At 64.0% G+C, this 20,016-nt stretch carries 24 protein-coding genes and 1 tRNA gene; 16 read left to right on the plus strand and 9 right to left on the minus strand.

Annotation, left to right across the window (positions count from 1 at the left end; all coding sequences use genetic code 11):
* Window positions 1–17: 17 nt before the first annotated feature.
* The gene (locus tag ACXMDM_RS00180; protein ID WP_071800091.1) at window positions 18–695 is read left to right on the plus strand and encodes a GDSL-type esterase/lipase family protein; all 678 of its coding nucleotides are present in this window, start codon (window positions 18–20) and stop codon (window positions 693–695) included.
* A gap of 157 nt (window positions 696–852) precedes the next feature.
* Entirely contained in the window at window positions 853–1,707 is an 855-nt protein-coding gene (locus tag ACXMDM_RS00185; protein ID WP_071800092.1) for a sigma-70 family RNA polymerase sigma factor, read from the plus strand.
* Here the strand turns inward: ACXMDM_RS00185 and ACXMDM_RS00190 are convergent.
* Complete coding sequence (locus ACXMDM_RS00190) at window positions 1,704–2,453, minus strand: DUF92 domain-containing protein (RefSeq protein WP_071800093.1); 750 nt, start codon at window positions 2,451–2,453, stop codon at window positions 1,704–1,706. The two genes, ACXMDM_RS00185 and ACXMDM_RS00190, sit on opposite strands and share 4 nt — an antisense overlap.
* A gap of 153 nt (window positions 2,454–2,606) precedes the next feature.
* Between ACXMDM_RS00190 and ACXMDM_RS00195 the strand changes: the two genes are divergently transcribed.
* The gene (locus ACXMDM_RS00195) at window positions 2,607–3,008 is read left to right on the plus strand and encodes a hypothetical protein (RefSeq protein WP_071800094.1); all 402 of its coding nucleotides are present in this window, start codon (window positions 2,607–2,609) and stop codon (window positions 3,006–3,008) included.
* Window positions 3,009–3,032: 24 nt separating this feature from the next.
* Here the strand turns inward: ACXMDM_RS00195 and ACXMDM_RS00200 are convergent, their stop codons facing one another.
* Together ACXMDM_RS00200 and ACXMDM_RS00205 are read right to left on the minus strand one after the other, a co-directional pair.
* Window positions 3,033–3,794 (minus strand): 16S rRNA (uracil(1498)-N(3))-methyltransferase, encoded by a 762-nt coding sequence (locus ACXMDM_RS00200; RefSeq protein WP_071800095.1) that lies wholly within the window; start codon window positions 3,792–3,794, stop codon window positions 3,033–3,035.
* Window positions 3,795–3,835: 41 nt separating this feature from the next.
* Entirely contained in the window at window positions 3,836–4,288 is a 453-nt protein-coding gene (locus ACXMDM_RS00205) for a DUF3531 family protein (RefSeq protein WP_071800096.1), read from the minus strand.
* Window positions 4,289–4,357: 69 nt separating this feature from the next.
* On the opposite strand from ACXMDM_RS00205, the gene ACXMDM_RS00210 reads away from it, so the two are divergent.
* Together ACXMDM_RS00210 and hslO are read left to right on the plus strand one after the other, a co-directional pair.
* Window positions 4,358–5,005: an ABC transporter ATP-binding protein gene (locus ACXMDM_RS00210; protein WP_071800097.1), complete on the plus strand. Its 648-nt coding sequence runs from the start codon at window positions 4,358–4,360 to the stop codon at window positions 5,003–5,005.
* 15 nt (window positions 5,006–5,020) lie between these two features.
* Complete coding sequence (hslO, locus tag ACXMDM_RS00215) at window positions 5,021–5,935, plus strand: Hsp33 family molecular chaperone HslO (protein ID WP_071800098.1); 915 nt, start codon at window positions 5,021–5,023, stop codon at window positions 5,933–5,935.
* A gap of 24 nt (window positions 5,936–5,959) precedes the next feature.
* Here the strand turns inward: hslO and ACXMDM_RS00220 are convergent, their stop codons facing one another.
* The 3 genes from ACXMDM_RS00220 to ACXMDM_RS00230 form a co-directional block, all read right to left on the minus strand.
* Window positions 5,960–6,661: a CPP1-like family protein gene (locus tag ACXMDM_RS00220; RefSeq protein ID WP_071800099.1), complete on the minus strand. Its 702-nt coding sequence runs from the start codon at window positions 6,659–6,661 to the stop codon at window positions 5,960–5,962.
* Window positions 6,662–6,748: 87 nt separating this feature from the next.
* The gene (locus tag ACXMDM_RS00225; RefSeq protein WP_071800100.1) at window positions 6,749–6,973 is read right to left on the minus strand and encodes a hypothetical protein; all 225 of its coding nucleotides are present in this window, start codon (window positions 6,971–6,973) and stop codon (window positions 6,749–6,751) included.
* A gap of 70 nt (window positions 6,974–7,043) precedes the next feature.
* A complete protein-coding gene (locus ACXMDM_RS00230) occupies window positions 7,044–8,693 on the minus strand; it encodes a peptide chain release factor 3 (RefSeq protein ID WP_071800101.1) in 1,650 nt (549 codons plus the stop codon).
* A gap of 144 nt (window positions 8,694–8,837) precedes the next feature.
* Here ACXMDM_RS00230 and nrdJ point away from each other — a divergent pair, with 144 nt between their 5' ends.
* The 8 genes from nrdJ to rfbB all read left to right on the plus strand — a co-directional run bounded on the left by nrdJ (window position 8,838) and on the right by rfbB (window position 16,652).
* A complete protein-coding gene (gene nrdJ / locus ACXMDM_RS00235) occupies window positions 8,838–11,180 on the plus strand; it encodes a ribonucleoside-triphosphate reductase, adenosylcobalamin-dependent (protein WP_083544371.1) in 2,343 nt (780 codons plus the stop codon).
* Complete coding sequence (locus ACXMDM_RS00240) at window positions 11,177–11,449, plus strand: hypothetical protein (protein WP_071800102.1); 273 nt, start codon at window positions 11,177–11,179, stop codon at window positions 11,447–11,449. The genes nrdJ and ACXMDM_RS00240 overlap by 4 nt, the downstream gene beginning before the upstream one ends.
* A gap of 105 nt (window positions 11,450–11,554) precedes the next feature.
* Complete coding sequence (locus ACXMDM_RS00245; protein ID WP_071800103.1) at window positions 11,555–12,436, plus strand: YitT family protein; 882 nt, start codon at window positions 11,555–11,557, stop codon at window positions 12,434–12,436.
* A gap of 237 nt (window positions 12,437–12,673) precedes the next feature.
* Window positions 12,674–12,758, plus strand: a tRNA-Ser gene (locus tag ACXMDM_RS00250).
* A 309-nt stretch (window positions 12,759–13,067) separates the two neighbouring features.
* Window positions 13,068–14,000 (plus strand): glucose-1-phosphate thymidylyltransferase RfbA, encoded by a 933-nt coding sequence (gene rfbA, locus ACXMDM_RS00255; protein ID WP_071801936.1) that lies wholly within the window; start codon window positions 13,068–13,070, stop codon window positions 13,998–14,000.
* Window positions 14,000–14,572: a dTDP-4-dehydrorhamnose 3,5-epimerase gene (gene rfbC, locus ACXMDM_RS00260; RefSeq protein ID WP_071800104.1), complete on the plus strand. Its 573-nt coding sequence runs from the start codon at window positions 14,000–14,002 to the stop codon at window positions 14,570–14,572. The genes rfbA and rfbC overlap by 1 nt, the downstream gene beginning before the upstream one ends.
* Window positions 14,569–15,456: a dTDP-4-dehydrorhamnose reductase gene (gene rfbD, locus ACXMDM_RS00265; protein WP_071800105.1), complete on the plus strand. Its 888-nt coding sequence runs from the start codon at window positions 14,569–14,571 to the stop codon at window positions 15,454–15,456. The genes rfbC and rfbD overlap by 4 nt, the downstream gene beginning before the upstream one ends.
* A 44-nt stretch (window positions 15,457–15,500) precedes the next feature.
* A complete protein-coding gene (gene rfbB / locus ACXMDM_RS00270; RefSeq protein ID WP_071800106.1) occupies window positions 15,501–16,652 on the plus strand; it encodes a dTDP-glucose 4,6-dehydratase in 1,152 nt (383 codons plus the stop codon).
* A gap of 127 nt (window positions 16,653–16,779) precedes the next feature.
* Here rfbB and ACXMDM_RS00275 read toward each other — a convergent pair whose 3' ends face one another.
* The 3 genes from ACXMDM_RS00275 to ACXMDM_RS00285 form a co-directional block, all read right to left on the minus strand.
* Window positions 16,780–17,631, minus strand: coding sequence for a lysophospholipid acyltransferase family protein (locus tag ACXMDM_RS00275; RefSeq protein ID WP_071800107.1), 852 nt, complete (start codon window positions 17,629–17,631; stop codon window positions 16,780–16,782).
* Window positions 17,632–17,820: 189 nt separating this feature from the next.
* The gene (locus ACXMDM_RS00280; protein WP_259723178.1) at window positions 17,821–18,216 is read right to left on the minus strand and encodes a hypothetical protein; all 396 of its coding nucleotides are present in this window, start codon (window positions 18,214–18,216) and stop codon (window positions 17,821–17,823) included.
* A 40-nt stretch (window positions 18,217–18,256) separates the two neighbouring features.
* Window positions 18,257–18,418, minus strand: coding sequence for a hypothetical protein (locus ACXMDM_RS00285; protein ID WP_162922841.1), 162 nt, complete (start codon window positions 18,416–18,418; stop codon window positions 18,257–18,259).
* Window positions 18,419–18,562: 144 nt separating this feature from the next.
* On the opposite strand from ACXMDM_RS00285, the gene ACXMDM_RS00290 reads away from it, so the two are divergent.
* From ACXMDM_RS00290 to ACXMDM_RS00300, 3 genes are read left to right on the plus strand one after another with little or no spacing between them, the layout of a single operon-like run.
* Window positions 18,563–18,868, plus strand: a complete 306-nt coding sequence (locus ACXMDM_RS00290; protein ID WP_071801937.1) for a DUF8646 family protein — start codon at window positions 18,563–18,565, stop codon at window positions 18,866–18,868.
* Window positions 18,865–19,464: a hypothetical protein gene (locus tag ACXMDM_RS00295; RefSeq protein WP_233831041.1), complete on the plus strand. Its 600-nt coding sequence runs from the start codon at window positions 18,865–18,867 to the stop codon at window positions 19,462–19,464. Before ACXMDM_RS00290 ends, ACXMDM_RS00295 begins: the two co-directional genes overlap by 4 nt.
* 33 nt (window positions 19,465–19,497) lie before the next feature.
* Complete coding sequence (locus ACXMDM_RS00300; protein ID WP_071800109.1) at window positions 19,498–19,944, plus strand: TspO/MBR family protein; 447 nt, start codon at window positions 19,498–19,500, stop codon at window positions 19,942–19,944.
* The last annotated feature ends 72 nt before the right edge of the window (window positions 19,945–20,016 follow it).

The following is a 20,016-nucleotide window of genomic DNA, read 5'->3' on the forward strand; positions in this document are numbered from 1 at the left end:
CCCCCCTGCTCCCCGCGATGCCCGAGGCGATTCCCCGCAAGCTGGTGGTGCTGGGTGACAGCAGTGCCTACGGCTGGGGCGATCCGGACGAGGGTGGCTGGTGCGAGCGGCTGCGCCGGCACTGGATGCAGCTGCCCGGCGGGCCGGTGCTCTACAACCTCGGTGTGCGCGGCGATGGACTCGAGCGGCTGGCGGCTCGCCTGCCCAGCGAGGTGGGTTGCCGCGGCGAACTGCGCCGCCAGCTCCCCCAGGGCATCCTGATCAACATCGGCTTCAACGACAGCGCCCGGGTCGGGCGCCCCGATGGCCGCCACCAACTGGCGCCCGAGGCCTTCCTCTTTGGCCTGCAGCAACTGTTGCGCCAGGCCAAGGCCCAGGCGCCGGTGCTGGTGATCGGGCTCTCGCCGGTGGATGGGGCGGTGATGCCCTATGCCGGCTGCCTCTGGTACGAGCTCGCCGCCCTGCGCCGCTATGAGCGCCTGCTTGAGGAGGCCTGCCTCGAAGAGGACGTGCCCTTCCTGCCGCTGCTGGAGCCCCTGCTGGGCGATCCGCACTGGTTGCGGCTGATCGACGGCGATGGTGTGCATCTCAATGGAGCGGGCCATCAGCGGATCTTTGAGCGGGTGCGGCAGTGGCCGGCCCTGCTGCGTTGGGCGGGCCTGGAGCCGCTGGTGGCGTGCACGCCATCGGCCTGAAGGGGGGGCGTCTCCCCGAAATGGGGGGAGAAGAAATCCCCCTTTTGGGGGATAGCGCTGAGCGGGCCACTCGAAAGAGGGTGAAACCACGGAACTCCACACCCAGGAACTCCACCGACAGCACCACCACCGACAAGCCCCCCGCCCAAACCACGCCATGCCAGAGACCACCTACGCCAGCCTCAACCCCACCTTGCTGGGCCGCTATCACCGCAGTGCCGACCAACACGAACGCAACAGGCTGGTGGAACTCAACCTTCCCCTGGTGCGGAAGGTGGCTGATCGCCAGAGCCGCAGCACAAACCTGCCCTTCGACGATTTACTGCAATTGGGCTGCCTCGGCCTGATCAAGGCGATCGAAAGTTTCGATCCCGGCAAGGGCGTTGCCCTGAGCAGCTACGCCGTTCCCTACATCCGTGGGGCCATGCAGCACCACCTGCGCGACCAGCACCCGCCCCTGCGCTGCTCACGCCTGCTGCGCGAGCTCCACCGCCGCGGCCAGACCCTGCAGCAGCAATGCCTGCACCAGCAGTTGCCGGCCCTCGACGGCAAGGCACTGGCGGCAGCGCTCGGCTGCCAACCGGAGCGTTGGCAGGAGGCCTGCGCCCTCCACTGGGCACTGCAGCTGCGCAGCCTCGATGCCCCCGTGGGCCACGGGGAGGAATCCTCTCTGGCCCTGGTCGACCTGCTCGAAGCCCCGCAGACCCCCCACCCCTGCCGCCCAGACAGCCCGGCTGAATCGCCCTGCTGCGAACCCGAACCCCAGGACTGGCTGCGGCTGCGGCTGGGCCGCCTCGACCCCGACCTCCGCCAACTGCTGGAAGGACGGGTGTTGGCGGGAGCGTCGTGGCGCGAGCTCGGCGAAGCCCTGGGCCTGAAGGCCCGGGTGGCCCAGAAGCGCTTTGAGACGTTGGTGGCCCAGCTGCGGCTCGAACTCGGCGCCGAACTCGGCGAGCTGTTCAGCCCCCAAGACGAGCTGCAGAGCGCTGCCGCTCGGATCGTGCCGGGCTAGGGCAGCAGCAGGGCCAGGCCGATCGCCAGTAGCGCCGCGATCAGGGTCTGCAGACCGTTGACCAGCTCGTTGCTCAGCCAGCGATAGCGCCCCTGCAGAGTGGCGCCGATCAGGCTCTCGATCAGGGTCGCCAGCAGGCCCACCAGGGTCACCAGCCCAACGGCCGCCGGAGAAGAGAGCAGGCCCAGGGCCCAGAGCAGCAGGGCCATGGCACCACTGCCCACCAGGCTGGCCAGGGTTCCCTCCAGGCTGATTGCCCCCTCGGTGCCAGCCGGAACCCGCCGCAGGCTGGTGATCAACACGGTGGTGCGTCCCCAGCGCTTGCCGATCTCGCTGCCGCAGGTGTCAGCCAGCTTGGCGGCAAAACTGGCGCTGAAGCCCAGCAACAGCAAGGGCACCGGTGCAGCCGGCGCGGTGGTGAGCAGGGCCAGGCCAGCGCCGGTCGCCGCCGAACCCCAGACGTTCTCAGGTCCGCGCCGGCCGCCGCGGGCTTCGGCCAGCCCCGCTTGCTGCTTGCGGCGATAGCCCAGCCTGGTCACCAGCGACCCCAGCAGCAGATAGAGCACCACCGCCAGCCAGCCGCGCCAGCCCAGGGTCCCCCAGAGCAGGCTGCCGAGGATGCCGGCATGGACCCAGCCGGCAGGGGTGAGCAGGGGCAGGCGCTGGGCCAGGGCGATCAGGGCGGCGTTGAGCCCCAGGGCTAGAAGCCAGTGCACAAGGGTCTGGGTTGGCAGGGCAAACGGCACGACAAGGCGAAGGCGGCTGCTGTTCAGTGTCGATGGCGGTGGCAGTGGCGATGGCGGTGGCTGGGCGATGACTGTGTTGCACTAGCCCGAGGCCTTGGCACCAGGCTCTCGCCCAGGCGGATAATTGGGAGACCTGCTGCTCCTACCCTCGCCATGGTGTTCAACCGCAAGCCTGCGTTCTTCCTCAACCTTGACAAGAACGAGCCGAAAGACCCTCTGGCTGTGGCCCCCGTTGCCCCAAAAGCGGACGCAGCCAAGAAGGCCAGTCCGGCCATGGCAGCGACTGCGGCGAAACCTGCAGTTGCCTCCGCGCCTGCCGCTGAACCGGCTCGGGCCGCCAGCCCAGCGGTTCTGACCACCGCCAAAGTTCTGACCACCGCCGAGGTGATCGCCGCCGAGCTTCGCCTCAGCCAGGAGAACAGCCCCCCGCCGTCGACGGTCACCTTTGCGCCGGAACAGCTGATCCCCTCCGCTGCCCTGCCCCGCCCCCGTCGCCTGGCCGGCGCCAACCTGGCTGGCTTCAAGGCGATCGCCAATTCCCTGACCAGCGGCTAAACAGCCGTTGATCAGCGGCTGAACTCAGCAGCCCCAGCGGGCCGCTCTCCACGCGCTGATCTGGCCCAGTCCGGCGACGGCTGCGGTGGACGTGCGCAGGATGCGCGGACCCAGGTCCACCGCCTGCCAGCCCGCCGCGATGGCCCGCTCCTCTTCATTCGGGCTCCAACCCCCTTCTGGCCCGATGGCGAGCTTTACGCCCTGGGACGCCAGCGGCGCGCTGAGGGAGTCGGCCCATGGGCCCAGAAGCTCGCAGAGGCGGGGCAGCTCCTGCCGACGCGAGGTGGCGATCAGGGCCAGGCCCGGCCAGGGCTGCGCCAGCCACTCCTGGGCCTGCACGGCCTCGCCCAGCTCGGGCAGCCACAGCCGCTCGCATTGCTCGCTGGCCTCGCGCAGGATCGCCGTCCAGCGTTCCGTCCGCCCCGCCTGAATCCCCCCTGTGCCGCGCTCTGCCAGCAACGGCTGCAGCCGGTCGACCCCCAGCTCGCAGGCCATCCGCACCACCACGTCGCCATCGAGCCGAGGCATCGCCACCGCCAGGGTGAGGGCAGGGGCGGCGGCGGCGACGGCTTCAAGGGGTTGGCCGGGCGGTTGCTCCAGCCGGGCGGTGCGCCGATCGAGCAGCACGGCACTCCAGAGGCGGCCAGCGCCATCAACAACGGCAAAGCGATCACCGTTGCCGTACCGCAGCACGCGCGTGAGGTAGCGGCTCTCCTCGGCATTGAGGGCCAGGTCGCCGCCAAGCCGGGCGGGATCGATCAGCAGGCGGCGCAGTTCGCGGGCCATGGCAGGGGGGCAGCGGGGTGTGCTGTTGCGGGCAGTGCCGCTCAGTTGTTACCCAGCGGGAAGAGGGCGTCGGCCTGTTCCTCCACGGGCCAGTCCTCGTTGACCCCACCGATCACCAGTTCGGCGATCTCGACGACTTCCTTGTCGAGCTGGTGCAGGGCATTGATCAGCACGTCGAGGGCCACACCATCGCTGGTGCCGAGATCCAGCCAGCAGCGGGCCCAGTCGTCCTGATACTCCAGCTCACCCATGTTGTGCATCAGGGCCGGCAACGACTTTTCAGCGCCCTCGCTGTCGTACGTCATCCAGCTCAGATCAGCGCCCTCCTCGTGCACCTGCAGGTTTTCAGCGTTGAAGGCCCCCAACTTGCCGAGGAAAAACAGACTTTCAAACACCGTGTTCACATAGCCCTGCTCTCCCTGGCCGGGGTTATCGGCGAAACGGAGCCAGATCCAGCAGTTGAACGGATCCACGTCCCGAAATCTGACGTCCATCGGCAGCGCTTTCGCATTGGCCCCCCATCCAACACGGCCACTGCAAGCTGGTACGACCTGAGGCCCCCCATGCTGGAGCTCCAAGCCCTGCGTTACCAGCCAGCCACCGCCGCTGAAGCCGTGCTCAACGGCCTGGATCTGACGCTCAAACCAGGGGAGCCGGCCCTGGTGGCGGGCCGCAGCGGCTCGGGTAAGACCACCTTGATGGAGCTGATCTGCGGCCTGGCCACGCCCAGTGGCGGCACGATCCGCTGGCAGGGTCAGCCGCTGAACGCCCGCCAGCGCCGCTGGCTCTGCGGTCTGGTTTTTCAGTTTCCTGAGCGTCACTTCCTGGGGTTGAGCGTGGGCCAGGAATTGAAACTGGGTCAGCGTCGGCTGCCGGCCGAGAAGCTCGAGGCCGTGCTTCACCAGGTGGGTCTGGGCTCTCTATCGCTGCAACAGGCACCGGAGCGGCTCAGCGGCGGCCAGCAACGGCGCCTGGCGCTGGCGGTGCAACTGGTGCGCGATCCAGCCGTTCTGCTGCTCGATGAACCCACCGCCGGGCTGGATTGGTCGGTGCGCCAGGAGGTGCTGCAACTGTTGGCCCAGCTCAGCCGCGACCGGGTTCTGCTGGTGGTCACCCACGAGCCGGAGCTGTTCCGTGGCGTGATTGATCGGGGTTGGCTGTTAGAGCAGGGCGCGCTTCGCCCCCTGCCCGCACTCCTTACGATGCTCTGAAATGGGGGTGGGCCGATGCCCGATCAGTTGGTGCGGGCCACGGCGGCCGAGGGCGGGATTCGGCTGGTGGCAGCTACCACCACCGTCACCAGTCGCTATGCGCGCCGGCGGCACAAACTCTCGTATCTCACCACGGCCCTGCTCGGCCGGGCGATGACCGCCGGCCTGCTGCTGGCCAGCTCGATGAAGGTGGCCCACGGCCGGGTGAACCTGAGGATCCAGTCCGATGGCCCGTTGCGCGGCCTGATGGTGGATGCCGGCCGCGATGGCAGCGTCCGCGGCCATGTGGGGGCGCCGGGCCTGGAGCTCGACCTGGTTGAAACGGGCGGAGGACGGCACGGTTTCGATTTTCGCAAGGCCACCGGCACCGGCTACCTCCACGTCGTGCGCGACCTGGGCAAGGGCGAGCCCTACAGCAGCACCGTGGAGCTGGTCAGCGGCGGCATCGGGGAGGATGTGGCCTCCTACCTGCTCCACTCCGAGCAGACGCCCTCGGCCCTGTTCGTCGGCGAGCAGATCGACAACAGCGGCGTGCGCTGTTGCGGCGGTGTGCTGGTGCAGGTGCTGCCCAAGGCGGCCAGCGAGCCGGCGCTGGTGGCCCTGCTGGAGGCGCGCTGCCGGGAGATCACCGGCTTCAGCCGCCGCCTGGCCGCTTGTGACGGCAACCTGCAATCCCTGCTCGAAGACATCTTTCCGGATCTCGATCCCCACCTGCTCGAAGACGCCGAAGCCCAGCAGAACGTGACCTTCCACTGCCCCTGCACCCGTCGCCGCAGCGTCGATGCCCTGCGCATGCTCGGCGAGGCGGAACTGAATGCCATCCTCGATGAGGACGGCCGAGCTGAACTGACCTGCCACTTCTGCAACGAGGTCTACGGGGTGGAGGAAGGGGAGCTGCGGGAGCTGATCCGGGAGCTGGCCCTGGCCTGAACTCAGGGCATCAACAGCCTGAGCTCAGGTGATCATCAGGGCTCCCCAGAGCAGCAGCAGCATGGCCGGCAAGCTCTGCACCTGCTCGGGATCGAGGGGCAGCCCGAGCGGAAGGGAGGGATCGAGCAGCTGAAGCAGACCGCCACCGAGCAGCAGGCCGACGCACAGCAACGCGAAGCTCCAGCCCACAGCCCCGAGTAAGCGGCCGTTGCGGCGCTGCAGATTCACCACCGTCACGCCCGTGGCCAGGGCCAACAGCACTTCGGCCGAGCCGGCGGGGGCGACCAGCAGCAGCAGAATCACCAGGCCGCCGGCGATCAGCGGAAACCAACGCTCACGATTTTCGGCCAACACCAGGGTCGGCAGGCTCAGTGACGGGCGACTGAGCTTGACGCCACTGAGCTGGGGCAGGGCGGGCATGGCAGGCAGCGAGGGCCGAGAGGGCGTGCGGCTCGCCACGGCCGGCTTGAGTTCCTCGCGCTTGGAGGCCGTCACCGCCGCACTGCTGACCTTGCCTTGCTGGCGCTCGCGCAGCCGTTCCATCAGAACGGCGTCGTAGGCGGTTTCCACCTGAGCACGGGCCTGGGGGTCGTCGCCGACGGCGCTGAGGCGATCCTTGCGGGCTGCCTGAACGTCATCAAAACTGGCATCAGGGGCAATGCCGAGCCGCTCGTAGGGGCTGGCGCCATCGGCAGCACTGGGAAATGGGGCGGAACCGTTGGTCATGGCCTCCAATGCAGCGGACAGAGTGATAGCCCGAGCGTATCGAGGCGCGGCGCCGGCGGACGTTCAGGGAAGGTACCGAAGCACGATTCAGAAGAGCGGTTCGCTGAATTGATAGCCATCCTCCTGTTGCAGATCACGGCGCCGGGCCTCGGCTTCTTCAGCCGCCAGCCAGTGGCGGTGCTTGAGCAGGGGCATCTGGGGCGGCAGATGGCTGCCTTCGTGCACTTCGACGGTTTCCTGACGGGGTAAAAAACGCACGTAATCACAGCCCCCGTCACGGCAGGGACGCACCAGCCAAAGATGGTCGGGCACGGTTGTTACCTTTCTTTGTAATCGATTCTGGCGAGGCCCGGCGGGTGCCGTGGCTCAGCGCAGACGATCTTCAGAGGGCGATCGGCTCGACACCGCTGACCACCGGAGCCACGGCACTGAGGCCGAGTTCTGGGTGGTCCTCGTTGAGCTGGTTGAGGTTCCAGCTGTTCTTGAACAGCAGCACCGGCCGGCCCCAGGCATCGCGCACGGTCTTGCAGTTGAACAGACGACCGACAACCTCAAGGGCTTCCCAGCCACCGGTTACCCAGCGAGCCAGGGAGAAGCCCAGCGGTTCGAGCCGGGTTTCCACGCCGTATTCGTTCTGCAGCCGGTATTGCACCACCTCCAGCTGCAACTGGCCGACTGCCGCCAGGATCGGGTCCCGCTTGCTGAGATCGGTGTCGTAGAGCACCTGCACGGCGCCTTCCTCACGCAGCTCATTCACCCCCTTGCGGAAGGCCTTGAAGGCCGAGGGGTTGGGGTTGCGCAGCCAGGAGAAGATCTCAGGGCTGAAGCAGGGAATGCCTTCGTACTCCACCTTCTGACCCACATAGAGAGTGTCGCCGATGGCGAACATGCCGGGGTTGTTCAGGCCGATCACGTCGCCGGGGTAGGCGTCTTCGACCACCTCGCGGTCTTGGCCGAACAGCTTCTGGGGGCGCGAGAGCCGGATCGAGCGGCCGGTGCGGGCATGGCGCACGGTCATGTCCTTGGCGAAGTGGCCGGAGCAGACCCGCACGAAGGCGATCCGGTCGCGGTGGCGCGGATCCATGTTGGCCTGGAGCTTGAACACAAAGCCGCTGAACTCGGGCCGCAGCGGATCCACCGGGCCGTCCTGGCTGTGGCGGGCCACCGGCCGCTGGGCCAGCTCCAGGAAGGCATCGAGGAAGGGCCGCACGCCGAAGTTGGTCATCGCCGAGCCGAAGAACACCGGGCTCAGCTCGCCGGCATGGACCAGCTCCAGATCGAGCTCGGCACCGGCGCCATCGAGCAACTCCAGTTCGTCGAGCGCCTGAGCCAGGAGTTCCGGCTCCACCAGTTCGGCCAGTTCGGGGCTGCCGGCGGCCAGGTGCCGCTCGCCTGCCTGCCGGCCGCGCTCGGCTCGCGTAAACAGAATCACGTCGCGGCTGCGGCGATCGATCACACCGCGAAAACGATCGCCGCTACCGATCGGCCAGTTCACCGGCCAGCAGGTGAGCCCCAGCTCGCTTTCGATCTCGTCGATCAGCTCCAGGGGCTCACGCCCCGGCCGGTCCATCTTGTTGATGAAGGTGAAGATCGGCACGCGCCGCATCCGGCACACCTCAAACAGCTTGCGGGTCTGGGGCTCCAGGCCTTTGGCGGCGTCTTCGAGCATCACCGCGTTATCGGCGGCGGCCAGGGTGCGGTAGGTGTCTTCTGAAAAATCCTGGTGCCCCGGCGTGTCGAGCAGGTTGATCGTGCTGCCGGCGTAGTCGAACTGGAGCACGGTGGAGGTGATCGAGATGCCGCGCTGCTTCTCGAGCTCCATCCAGTCGGAGGTGACCTTGCGTTGCTCGCCCTTGGCCTTCACCGCGCCCGCCTGCTGAATAGCCCCGCCGTAGAGCAACAGTTTTTCGGTGAGGGTGGTCTTGCCCGCGTCGGGGTGGGAAATGATCGCGAAATTGCGGCGCCGGGCCACCGCTTCGGCCAGGGAGCTCAGGCCCGTGGGCTCACTGGTGCTGCTGGAGCTGCTGGTCATGGAGCCAGCCTGCCAGCAGGCTCACCCGGGCTTTCGCCGCTGCTGCCTCCACCGCCGCCTTCACCACTGTCTCTGGTGCTTTCGGAACCTTGCCGCCACCACAGGTGGCGTTTAAGCTGAGCCAACCAGACCAGCAGCGCTGCCGTGACCCTCACCCCCACCCGTCTCGACCTGGCTGATCCCAGCCGGCGCGGCACCAGCGAGCACCCCGATTTTCCGGCCACCGCTCCGGCGGCCAATCCGGTCTTTTACCGCACCTATTCCCGCCGCACCGAAGGCGGCCGCGAGAGCTGGCACCAGGTGTCGGAGCGCAACCTCGAGGGTCTGCGCCAGCTGGGCGACCTCAGCGCTGAGGAAGTGGCGCTGATCCGCCGCATGCAGACCTACCAGCAGGCCCTGCCCTCGGGGCGCTGGCTCTGGATCGGTGGCACGCCCTGGATTCAGCAGCGCCACAACTTCTCCGGCGCCTACAACTGCACCTCCACCAACCTGATCGACTGGGAAGCCTTCGGTCTGATGATGGACCTGGCGATGATGGGCTGCGGCACCGGCGCCATCATCGAACCGCGCTTAATTGAGCGGCTGCCGCTGCTGCGCAACCGGCTGGTGATCGAGAGCGTCAGCCCGATCGGTGTCACCCCCGCAGCCGAGCGCCAGGAGGCCACCCGCTCCAGCAGCGCGGGCAACCGGGTGACGATCAAGGTGGGGGACACCCGCCGCGGCTGGGTGGACAGCTACCAGCGTTTGCTGGAACTGAGCAGCGACACCAGCTTCAGCGCCGATGCTGCGATCACGGTGAACGTGGATCTCTCCGATGTGCGGCCAGTGGGCGAAACGCTCAAGGGCTTCGGCGGCATGGCCAACCCGGTGAAACTGGGCGATCTCTACGGCCGGGTGGCCCAGATCCTCAACAAGGCGAATGGCCGCCAGCTCACGTCGGTGGAGTGCTGCCTGCTGATCGATGAGGCCGCCGTCACGATCGTGGCGGGCAACATCCGCCGCAGCGCCGGCATGCGCCAGTTCGCCGCCGAGGATGGCTCCGCCGCTGGCGCCAAGGAAAACCTCTGGCAGCAAGACGCTGAAGGCAACTGGAGCATTGATCCCGACCGCGACGCGCTGCGGATGGCCAACCACACCCGGGTGTTCCACAACCGCCCCTCCAAAGAGGTGGTGCTCGAAGCGGTGGTCAAGCAGTTCCAGAGCGGCGAAGGCGCGATCCAGTTCGCCCCTGAGGCGATCGCCCGCTCCAATGCCGACCTGCTGCCCACCGCCGAGCTGCGCAGCGAGTTCATCGACATCTACGTCGACCAGGGCCGCGAGGAAGCCGGCCGCTGGCTCAACCTCCATCACCCCGAGATCAGCGCCGCCGAGCTGGAGCACCGGCTGGGACGTTATGGGCTCAATCCCTGCGGCGAAATCCTGGGAGCTGATTTCCACTGCAACCTGGCCGAAATCCACCTCAACCGCATCGATCCAGCCGACCATCAGGCCCAGGCCGATGCCTTCAAGGCCGCTGGCCTGGCGGTGGCCTGCCTGCTCAACCACGATTTCGAGGTGGAGCGTTACCGCCAGAGCCGCGCCTGGGATCCGATTGTGGGCGTGAGCTTCACCGGCCTGTTCGATTTCTTCGTGCATGCCTTCGGCACCCCCTGGCTGAACTGGTGGGAGGCGGGCCGCCCCGAAACAGAAGCCGGTCTGGCCTTCAAGGCGCAGGAAGCGGAGTATCTGAGCCGCTGGAAGCAGGTGGTGAACACGGCGGTGTGGGACTACTGCGATCGCCACGGCCTGCGTCGCCCCAATCGTTGCACCACCGTGCAACCGGCCGGCACCAAGAGCCTGCTCACCGGCGCCAGCCCCGGCTGGCACCCTCCCAAGGCGCAGCGCTTCATCCGCCGCATCACCTTCCGCAAGAACGATCCGGTGGCCCTGGCCTGCCTCGACTACGGCTACACGATCGTGCCAAGCCAATCGGACAAAGACGACAACGGTCGCCTGCTGGATAATCCCTTCGATCCACGCTGCACCGAATGGCTGGTGGAAATCCCCACCGAAGTGAGCTGGGCGAACATCCCTGGCGCCGATGCGGTGGAGATCAACAACTTCTCCGCCCTGGCCCAGTTCGACTTCTACATGCAAGTGCAGACGCACTACACGGCCCACAACACCTCTGCCACCGTCGAGTTTCGCGAGAACGAAATCGAGCCGTTGGCCGAAGCGATCCATCAAGCGATCGATGGCGGCAAGGGCTATATCTCAGCAGCCCTGCTGGCCCGCTTCGATGCCAACGCCACCTTCCCGCGCCTGCCGTTTGAACCCATCGATCAGGCCACCTACAGCCGCCTGAGCGAAGAGGTGTTAAGCCGCCGCCGCACCGGTGATTTCTTCGAAGCCCTGCAGCGCTACGACCGCGGCGAACTGGTGGAAGCCGGTCCGGCTGGTTGTGATTCCGACAAGTGTTTGCTGCCCCTGGCCAAGCCCACCCCATGAACTGGCGATTGCTGGCGTTGGTGAGTGGCCTGCTGCCGGTGGCTTTGCAGGCTTCGCCTGGTTGGGCCAACAGTTCACTTAACCCCAGCATCGAAGAGATGTGCGAGGGCTTGGTTGTGATCAACGACAAAATCGGAGCCACTGCCGCCCCAGGAACAGCAATGGGAGCGCGCATGCAAACGGAACTCTCACTCTCACCGGCGCAATACGGCGCCCTCTGGTCGTTGATGAAACTCACACCCACCCCCACTTGCACAAAGCTCTACTGAAGAAGTCATACCCGCAGTGGCTGGCCAGAAAGTTGCTCTCCAAGGCAGCAGCCCAGGTCCGAAAGCTGACCAGAATCAGTTGAGCATTGAAATCTGGAAGGGCCCATGAATCGCCTACTCAAGAGCTATACGGTCATCGTATTTGCCGGGATCCTCTATGCTATTGCCCTCAAATATTTCATTCTTCCCTCGAAGGTGATTCTAACGGGGACCGAGGGTATTGCCACAGCTTTGTCGTACTACTTCGAAAGCTTCAATCTATTCATTGTCCTCTATGTGATCTTTCAGGCCCTTTTGCTGGTCTTTGCTTTTACGCGGATCAGCAAGGTATTTGCCCTGCGATCGCTGGTTGTCGTCAGCACCGTTGTGCTGACTCTGTTGATCTTGCCAGAACAGAGCTTTGCCCGGCCTGAACCCCAGAATGAACGCATCATTCTGGTGATTTTCGGTGGCTTGCTGGCCGGGGTGGCCAAGGCTCTGGCCTTCAAGAATCGTGGGTCCACCGGCGATGAAGACATCATTGGTGCCTATTACGCCACCAAACACCTCAAGCCAGTTGGATCGATCGCCGTAATCGCCTCGGTTGGATCCACCGCCTTCGGGTTGATTGTTGACTTCCTCAAGAATGGTGAGTTTGAGTCTGTGGTCAACACACTGATGTACACCTGCCTCTACATCTTTGTTTCCACAGAAACTTTAAATGACCTTTACCACAAGTTCAAGATCACGATGCTGGCGATCATCACGCACCAACGCGATGCCATCGGCCAGGCCATTTGTGATTCCTCCTCGCATCGCACCTACTCGGCCCACCCGATCACCGGTGGCCGCAGTGGAGACTCCTACTACGTGGTGAGAACGATCATCACCCAGGAAGAACTACCACCGATGATCACTTCAATCCAAGCCATTGACCCCGATTGCTTCTACTACTATCATGACGTTGAAGGTGTCTCCAGCCAGTACTACATCACACCAATTGGCTGACTCACACCAATAAACTGAAACACAGCCATTGGACAATCAAGACCGATCAAAACCTATGCACTGAGGCTGTGGCCAGCTGGCCACCACCATCGCCGCCCGCCTTCCCCATCAGATGGGCTGCAGCGCTGAGCAGGGCATCGATTTTGTGGATTTCAGCCCCTGGGAAGCCTTTTTGAAGGCCTGGGGCATGGGAAGCTAGGAGAGCTGCTGGCCGTTACGGGCTCCAGTGGCGATTCTGGAGGGGTGGTCGAGTGGTTGATGGCTCTGGTCTTGAAAACCAGCGAGGCGAAAGCCTCCGCGGGTTCGAATCCCGCCCCCTCCGTTGCCCACGAGTCCCACTGCTCCACATCGGGCTCGATTCAGCAGCAGCGGGGAAGGCAGAGTACGGCGAAACAACAGCCAATTGTATCCGTTGATACCGGCAAAACTTTGCATGCTTGCTTCTCTCACTGAGTCGCAAGAAGCCCTTCCCAATGCCTTGATACCAACTCAAAAAACATCAATTCTAGGTTGTTTAGACGCCAGCACTGAAGAGCATTCACAACATAAACTCATCCATTGATTCGAAGATATTCTTGGTTAAGACAAGATTCACTATTTAAGCTACTAGCCATTGACCATCAAGCCGCTGATGCACACAACCGCACCTGCCCGCAAGGGGCTGATTCTGGCAGGCGGCAATGGCACACGGCTGGCACCGCTCACAACTGCCGTCAGCAAACAGTTGATGCCCGTCTATGACAAACCGATGATCTATTACCCACTCAGCACCTTGATGCTGGCGGGTATTCGTGAAATTCTGATCATCACCACACCGGTCGACCGCGCCGCCTTTGAGCGTCTGCTGGGCGATGGCAGTAGCTGGGGAATGGAGATTCACTATGCCGTTCAGCCCAGTCCTGATGGCCTTGCTCAGGCCTTTCTGATTGGCGAGGACTTTCTAGGTGGAGCAGCCGCAGCCCTCGTCTTGGGCGACAATCTTTTTCATGGCCATGAGCTGGCCCAGCAACTTCAAACCTCTAACGCCAGCCATGATGGCGCCACGGTTTTCGCCTATGGAGTCGGCGATCCTGAGCGCTATGGCGTCGTCGAATTTGCTGCTGATGGACGTGTCTTGAGTATCGAGGAAAAACCCGAAAAGCCTAAATCCCGCTATGCCATCACCGGCCTTTACGTGTATGACCACACGGTGGTGGAACGAGCCAAACAGGTGAAGCCATCAGGGCGCGGCGAACTGGAAATCACTGATCTGAATCGCCAATACCTGGATGAAGGCCTTCTGCGGGTCGAATTGATGGGTCGCGGCATGGCCTGGCTGGATACGGGCACCCCGGATTCGCTGCATGAGGCCGCCAGTTACATCCGCACCTTGGAGCACCGGCAAGGGCTCAAGGTGGGTTGCCCTGAAGAAGTGGCCTGGCGGCTGGGGTGGATTGATGACGACCAGCTTGAACGTTTGGCCCAACCACTCAAGAAAAGCGGCTACGGCAACTATCTACTACGCCTGCTCAGTGATGGCATGGATTCCGTGCTGACGACTGCCGCGATCAAAGGAGCTGCTTGATGGAAGCCAAGACTTACGCGATCGCAGGGCCCATCTTGCTCACACCCAAGGTATTCGAAGATGATCGAGGCTTTTTCTTCGAGAGCTGGAATGCGCGCAGTTTTGCTGCGGCCCTCGGCGTCAGCGAAGCGGAAGCGCCGATCTTCATGCAGGACAACCACTCCCGCTCGAGCCAGGGAGTGCTGCGTGGTCTTCACTATCAACTGCAGCCAGAACCACAAGGCAAGCTGGTGCGCTGCGTCGCCGGCGAAATTTTTGATGTGGCCGTCGACATCCGGGGCAGCTCGGCCACTTTCGGGCAGTGGGTTGGTGAGCGCCTGAGCGCCGAAAACCACCAATTGCTGTGGATACCACCCGGCTTTGCCCATGGTTTTCTCACCCTCAGCCCCTCAGCCGACGTTCTCTATAAGGCCAGTGGCCTATGGAGCAAAACTTGTGAACGCTCCCTGCTCTGGAGCGACCCAGCCATCGCCATCGCCTGGCTACTGGGCGAACTGAGCGGCGTGGAACCGTTGCTGGCCAGCAAAGATGCGTCGGCGCCGCTGTTGGTGGATGCCGAGGTGTTTGCGTGAAGGTGATCATCACGGGCAAAGATGGCCAGCTTGGTCAGGCCCTGATCGATTCCGTGCCCCAGGGGGTGGAACTGATGGCAACGGGGCGGGATCAGCTCAACCTCGCCGATGCCGGGGCCTGCCGCCAAATCGTCTATGAATTCAAACCCGATTGGGTCATCAGCGCTGGGGCCTACACGGCGGTCGATCGCGCCGAATCAGAACCAGACCTGGCCATGGCGGTGAATGCCAGTGCACCGGGGGCCTTTGCCGAAGCCCTCGCTGAAACTGGCGGAAAGCTGCTCCAAGTGAGCACCGATTTCGTCTTCAACGGCGCCCAAGGCCATCCCTATGAACCCGCCCAAGCCATGCAACCGCTGGGGGTCTACGGCAAGACAAAGGCGGCAGGTGAATCCGCCGCACAGGCCGCTTTAACACCAGAGCAGCTCACAATCCTGCGCACCAGCTGGGTCTATGGGCCGGTGGGCAAGAACTTCTGCCTCACCATGCTGCGCCTGCACCGGCAGAACGCCGAAACGGGAGAACCCCTCGGAGTGGTGGCCGATCAGGTGGGATGCCCTACCAGCACCCTCACCCTGGCCAGCGCCTGCTGGGCTGCCACCGCAAAGCAAGGGGGTGGAGTGCTCCATTGGTGCGATGCCGGTGCAGCCAGCTGGTACGACTTCGCCATCGCCATCGGCGAACTCGGTGTCAGCGCCGGACTGCTGCACAAAGCCGCCCAGGTCAAGCCGCTCACAACGGCCGACTACCCGACACCAGCAGAGCGGCCCAGCTATACCCTGCTCGATTGCACCAGTAGCCGCCAGGCACTCAACCTGCAGGCCACCCACTGGCGAGAAGCTCTGGCCGCTGTGCTCGGAGCGGTGTCGACACCAAAAAGCTAAGGCCCATCCTTCAGGAGATCACCCAACACACCACCCACAGGCCCATGGATCATCAGCAGACGACAACCCCAGAAATCGCTGAGTTGCTGGAAGGCCGCCAACGGATCTTGGTGACTGGTGGCGCCGGCTTCATCGGTGGAGCCGTGGTGCGGCGGCTGTTACGCGAGAGCACGGCCACGGTATTCAATCTCGACAAGATGGGTTACGCCAGTGACTTGAGCAGCATCGAAGGCGTGCTGAGGGAAGCAGGCGAAGCCAGTGAAGAGCGCCATCAACTGTTGCAGGTAGATCTCACGAATGCAGAGGCATTGGAAGCGGCCATTCGCCAGGCTGACCCCGATCTTGTCATGCATCTAGCAGCAGAGAGCCACGTGGATCGTTCCATCGAAGGACCAGGTGATTTCATTGCCAGCAATGTGACAGGAACCTTCAATTTGTTGCAAGCCATCAGAGGACATTGGGATCGCCTCGGTGGTGAAAGAAAAGAACAGTTCCGATTGCATCACATCAGCACGGATGAAGTGTTCGGGTCCCTGGGGGAAACAGGTCGCTTTTCTGAAACCACTCCCTACGATCCACGCTCTCCCTACTCCGCCAGCAAGGCTGCCAGTGATCACTTGGTGAGTGCCTGGCATCACACCTATGGCCTGCCTGTTGTTCTCACCAATTGCAGCAATAATTATGGGCCGTGGCAATTTCCCGAAAAATTGATCCCCGTCGTGATCCTCAAGGCAGTCGCGGGTGAACCCATTCCGTTGTATGGAGATGGTGCGAACATCCGCGATTGGCTGTATGTAGAAGATCACGTTGATGCTCTGCTGCTCTCAGCCACAAAAGGACGCCTTGGCCAGAGCTATTGCGTGGGCGGGCATGGCGAGCGCACCAACAAACAGGTTGTGGAGGCGATCTGCCTCTTACTTGATGAACTTCTACCCAGCAAAGCTGCTCACTCCAACCTGATTACACCTGTCACTGATAGGCCCGGTCATGATCGTCGATATGCGATCGATCCCAGCAAAATCAGTGACGAATTAGGATGGACTTCAAGCCACAGTTTTGAAGAGGGCCTGAAGAATACGCTAAAATGGTTCCTGAAAAGTCAAAGTTGGTGCGATAAAGTTCGAAAAAGGGCAAACTATCGGGGGAACAGATTGGGAGTGGTGGAGCATGGCTTGGTCCATGCTCAGAACAGTTAAACCTTCTTTCATCGAAGCATTCGAAGAATTTCGACCCACTTTTTGCTGGCCTCACGCCTGCTGAACTGCTCAATTTAAATACCACCTTCGAATGGATACTGCCTGGCTTTGCATGCAGTGCCCCCGTTCATCTTGAAGCCTCCTCCGCCAATCGATCAAGTTCCAGCTGCATTTCCTGCACCACGCGCTGATAGCAGGCCTCCACATAGGGGCGATCACGGCTGGCGGCGTGGCCGGTTCGCCCGAACAGGATCGGCGGGCAGACACGGGTGTGAATTTGTGCCGGCAGGGGGATATTGGGCAGAGGGCCGAAAGCGATTCCCCAGGGCAGGCCGAGGTAGATCGGAAACACTTCGGGATCGATTCCCAACAGCCAGGGCAGACCCAGGGCATGTAATCGCTGGACCCTTGTGTAGCAATCGTCGAGCACGATCAGGGTGTCGTGGCTGCCCCAGGAAATCAGTGGAATGATCGGCAGGGAATGCCAGAGGGCCAGGCGCAGGAAGCCGGTGCGGCCGCCGAAATGAATCTGGCCACGGTCACGATGGGGGCGAAAGGCGTCGTGACCGCCTCCCGGATACACCAGCAGGCTGTGGCCCTGATCCAGGATCGCCAGGGCATTTCTGGGATAGAAGGGAATCGCACCCACCCGCGCTGCCAGCTGGGCCATCGGCGCATAGGTCTGCCAGACCTTGGCGTGGGCGAGTCCGTACACCTGGCGCTTATATCCGAACCGCCTGAACCAGTCGTACAAAAACATCGGCAGGTCGGGGGTGGCCAGGCCACCGTTGTGGGAGCCCACCAGCAGCAGCTGCCCCCGGCGCGGGATGTGCTCCCAGCCGCTGGTTTGAACGTGGAAGTAATGGCGGTAGAACCACTCCCAGATCGGCATCAATTCCCGGATCAACTGGGGATCGCGCAGCGCTCCAGGGTCTCGATCAAGCGCTCCAGGATCACGATCAAAGGTGGCGTGGGGCATCAGCAGGAGGAAAGCCGGGCGCGCGCGCCAAGGGGAACTCCGGGCAGGCTGGCACCTCGAACCCTGCGCTGGCCCCCGTCTCAGGGAGTGGCTTTCTGCCAGCAGCATTTCCAGCTCTGAGCGGCAAGGCTTGAGCGATCGGCAACAGGCCAGGGCCCTGAACAGATCGCGAGGTTTTGCAGGCGACCTTCAGAAGCTGTCGCGGGAGCAGCCCTGCTGCTCCAACTGGGCCAGCAGCCGTTGCGCGGCGCGGGCCTGGCTGGCGCCGCTCGGGGTGAAGAAGCGAAAGCCCCCTTGGGCTGTGAAAAGAAGGGGGCTGGCGGCCTGGACAGCCCGTTCCGCCTGCTGACGACAGGCGAGCAGGCCACCGATATCGAGTTCCTGATCGGGGCCTCTCAAGTTGGCACCGCCTTCTCGAGGTGGTTCGAGATCCGGGCAGAGGCGCCGGCGGGTTGCCGAGAGCAGCTCAACCTCCGCTGAGATGGCCTCAGCGAACAGGTGTTGATACTCCGCTCGCAACGCCCCGCAGTCACGGAACTCAGCGGCATCGCCAGGTGCAGGGGCAGGCTGGAGGCCAACGAGCACTCCGGCAGCCATCAACCAGCTGTAGGGGCACACGCCGCGCCTAGGTGAGAATCAGAGAAATGCCGAGAACAGCCACCATCAAGGCGATGGCCGCGACCGCCCAGATCGCATGGGACTGGGCATCGGCCCTGCTTTCGCCAGCCTGGATGGTTCCTTCCTCAGCGTAGAGATTGTCGTGTTGCTCTCGATCCTGGGTACGCATGGCCGTTCCTCGATCACAGTTCACTTACCCGATCAGCCTAGAAATGGTCGGCCGTTACGCCCACAGATCGTCACACGGCCCGGCTGGGGGATCGGCCGCCTGTCCGCTCCGCCAGAGTTGAAGCCCGCTTCCGGCCTGATCCCGATGCCAGCCTCCACGCCCCCCAGCTCCAAAGACCTGATCGCCAGTTCCGCCGGCTGGGTGGCGGTGCTGCTCAACCTGGTTCCGGGTCTTGGCACCGGCTACATCTACCAACGCCGCTGGAAGGCTTACTGGATCTGCTCGCTGATCACCACCTCCTGGTTCGTGCTCGGCGCCGTGCTGGCAGGCGAAGCCACCCTGGCGGCAGAACAACAGAACCAACGGATCGGCCTGGCCGGTCTGCTGCTGGTAGCCGTGGTCACCGCGGTTGAGGCGGGTCTGGCCACCAAGCGCGCCCGCCAGGAATGAGCGAGCCAGCAGACTCTTCGGCCCTTGAACCGGTGCCTGCTCGGGCGTTACCGGCGTGGCCCGATGGTGCCGAGCTGCTCGAGCGTGAACGGATCAGCCGCCGCAAGGGGAGCGGCATCGCAGCCCCCGATCTGGTTGGCACCTGGCTGCTGCAGAAGGTCTGGCCGCGCACGTCCAGCCAACCCGCCGCGATCAGCGCAGCCATCCTGCGCAGCCTGGGGGCCAGCCTGACCCTGGTCAGCCCGAGCAGCGATCCTGATGATCCTGAACCAGCGGCGCCATTCCAGATCGCCAACATGGTTGGGATCGGGGCCCTGGAGCTGCGTTTCCAGGGCCACGCCTGGCTCGAAGGCAAACGCCCGCTGCTCCGGTTCCGCTTCGAGCGGCTACAGGTTCGCTTCGGACGTCGCTGCTGGCTTGATCGTCCCCTGGCCGCACCCGGCACGGCCTCCAGCCCATTTTTCGCCTTGATCGCCACAGGGTCTGGGACTGACTCTGGCTCTGAAGCTGAAACCGTCTGGTTGGCTGCCCGGGGAAAGGGAGGGGGGCTGGCGCTCTGGCGGCGGGCGGAGGACCCCAGCCATCATGACGATTGAATCAGGCCCATTCCTATTCCTCGCTGAGCCGCCATGCCTGCCTGGCTGATCCTGCTTCTGGTCCAGGTTGGCGTCAGCCTGGCGCTGAACCCCAGCCGCGAGGATTTCCAGTGGTTTCTGCAGCTGCGCCGGCCGGCCTGGCTGACATTCGAGCGCCTGATCCCCTTGATCTGGCTGGCGATCTACGCCTGCTTCTATGCCTCCGCCCTGATCAGCTGGCGGGCCGGTAGTGGCTGGTGGGCGATGGCCGGCTACCTGGTGCTGTTGCTGCTGGTCCAGAGCTACACCTGGCTGATCTGCCGCACCCGCTCGCTCACCGCAGGCACGGCCGTCGGCTTCGCCGGCTGGGTCTGGGGCGTGGCGCTCACGGTCCTGGTGGCCTCCAGTTCAGGCCTGGCGGCCGTGCTGCTGGTGCCCTACCTGCTCTGGAGCCCCCTGGGCACCCTGCTGACCTGGCAGATGCGTCGCCTGAATCGCTGAGACGGGAAGCCAATACAGCCCGCTGGCAGCCCGCTGGATCCGTGGCCAGAATCGCCTCACTGCCGACCACGA

The organism is Synechococcus sp. CS-603, assembly GCF_977929215.1.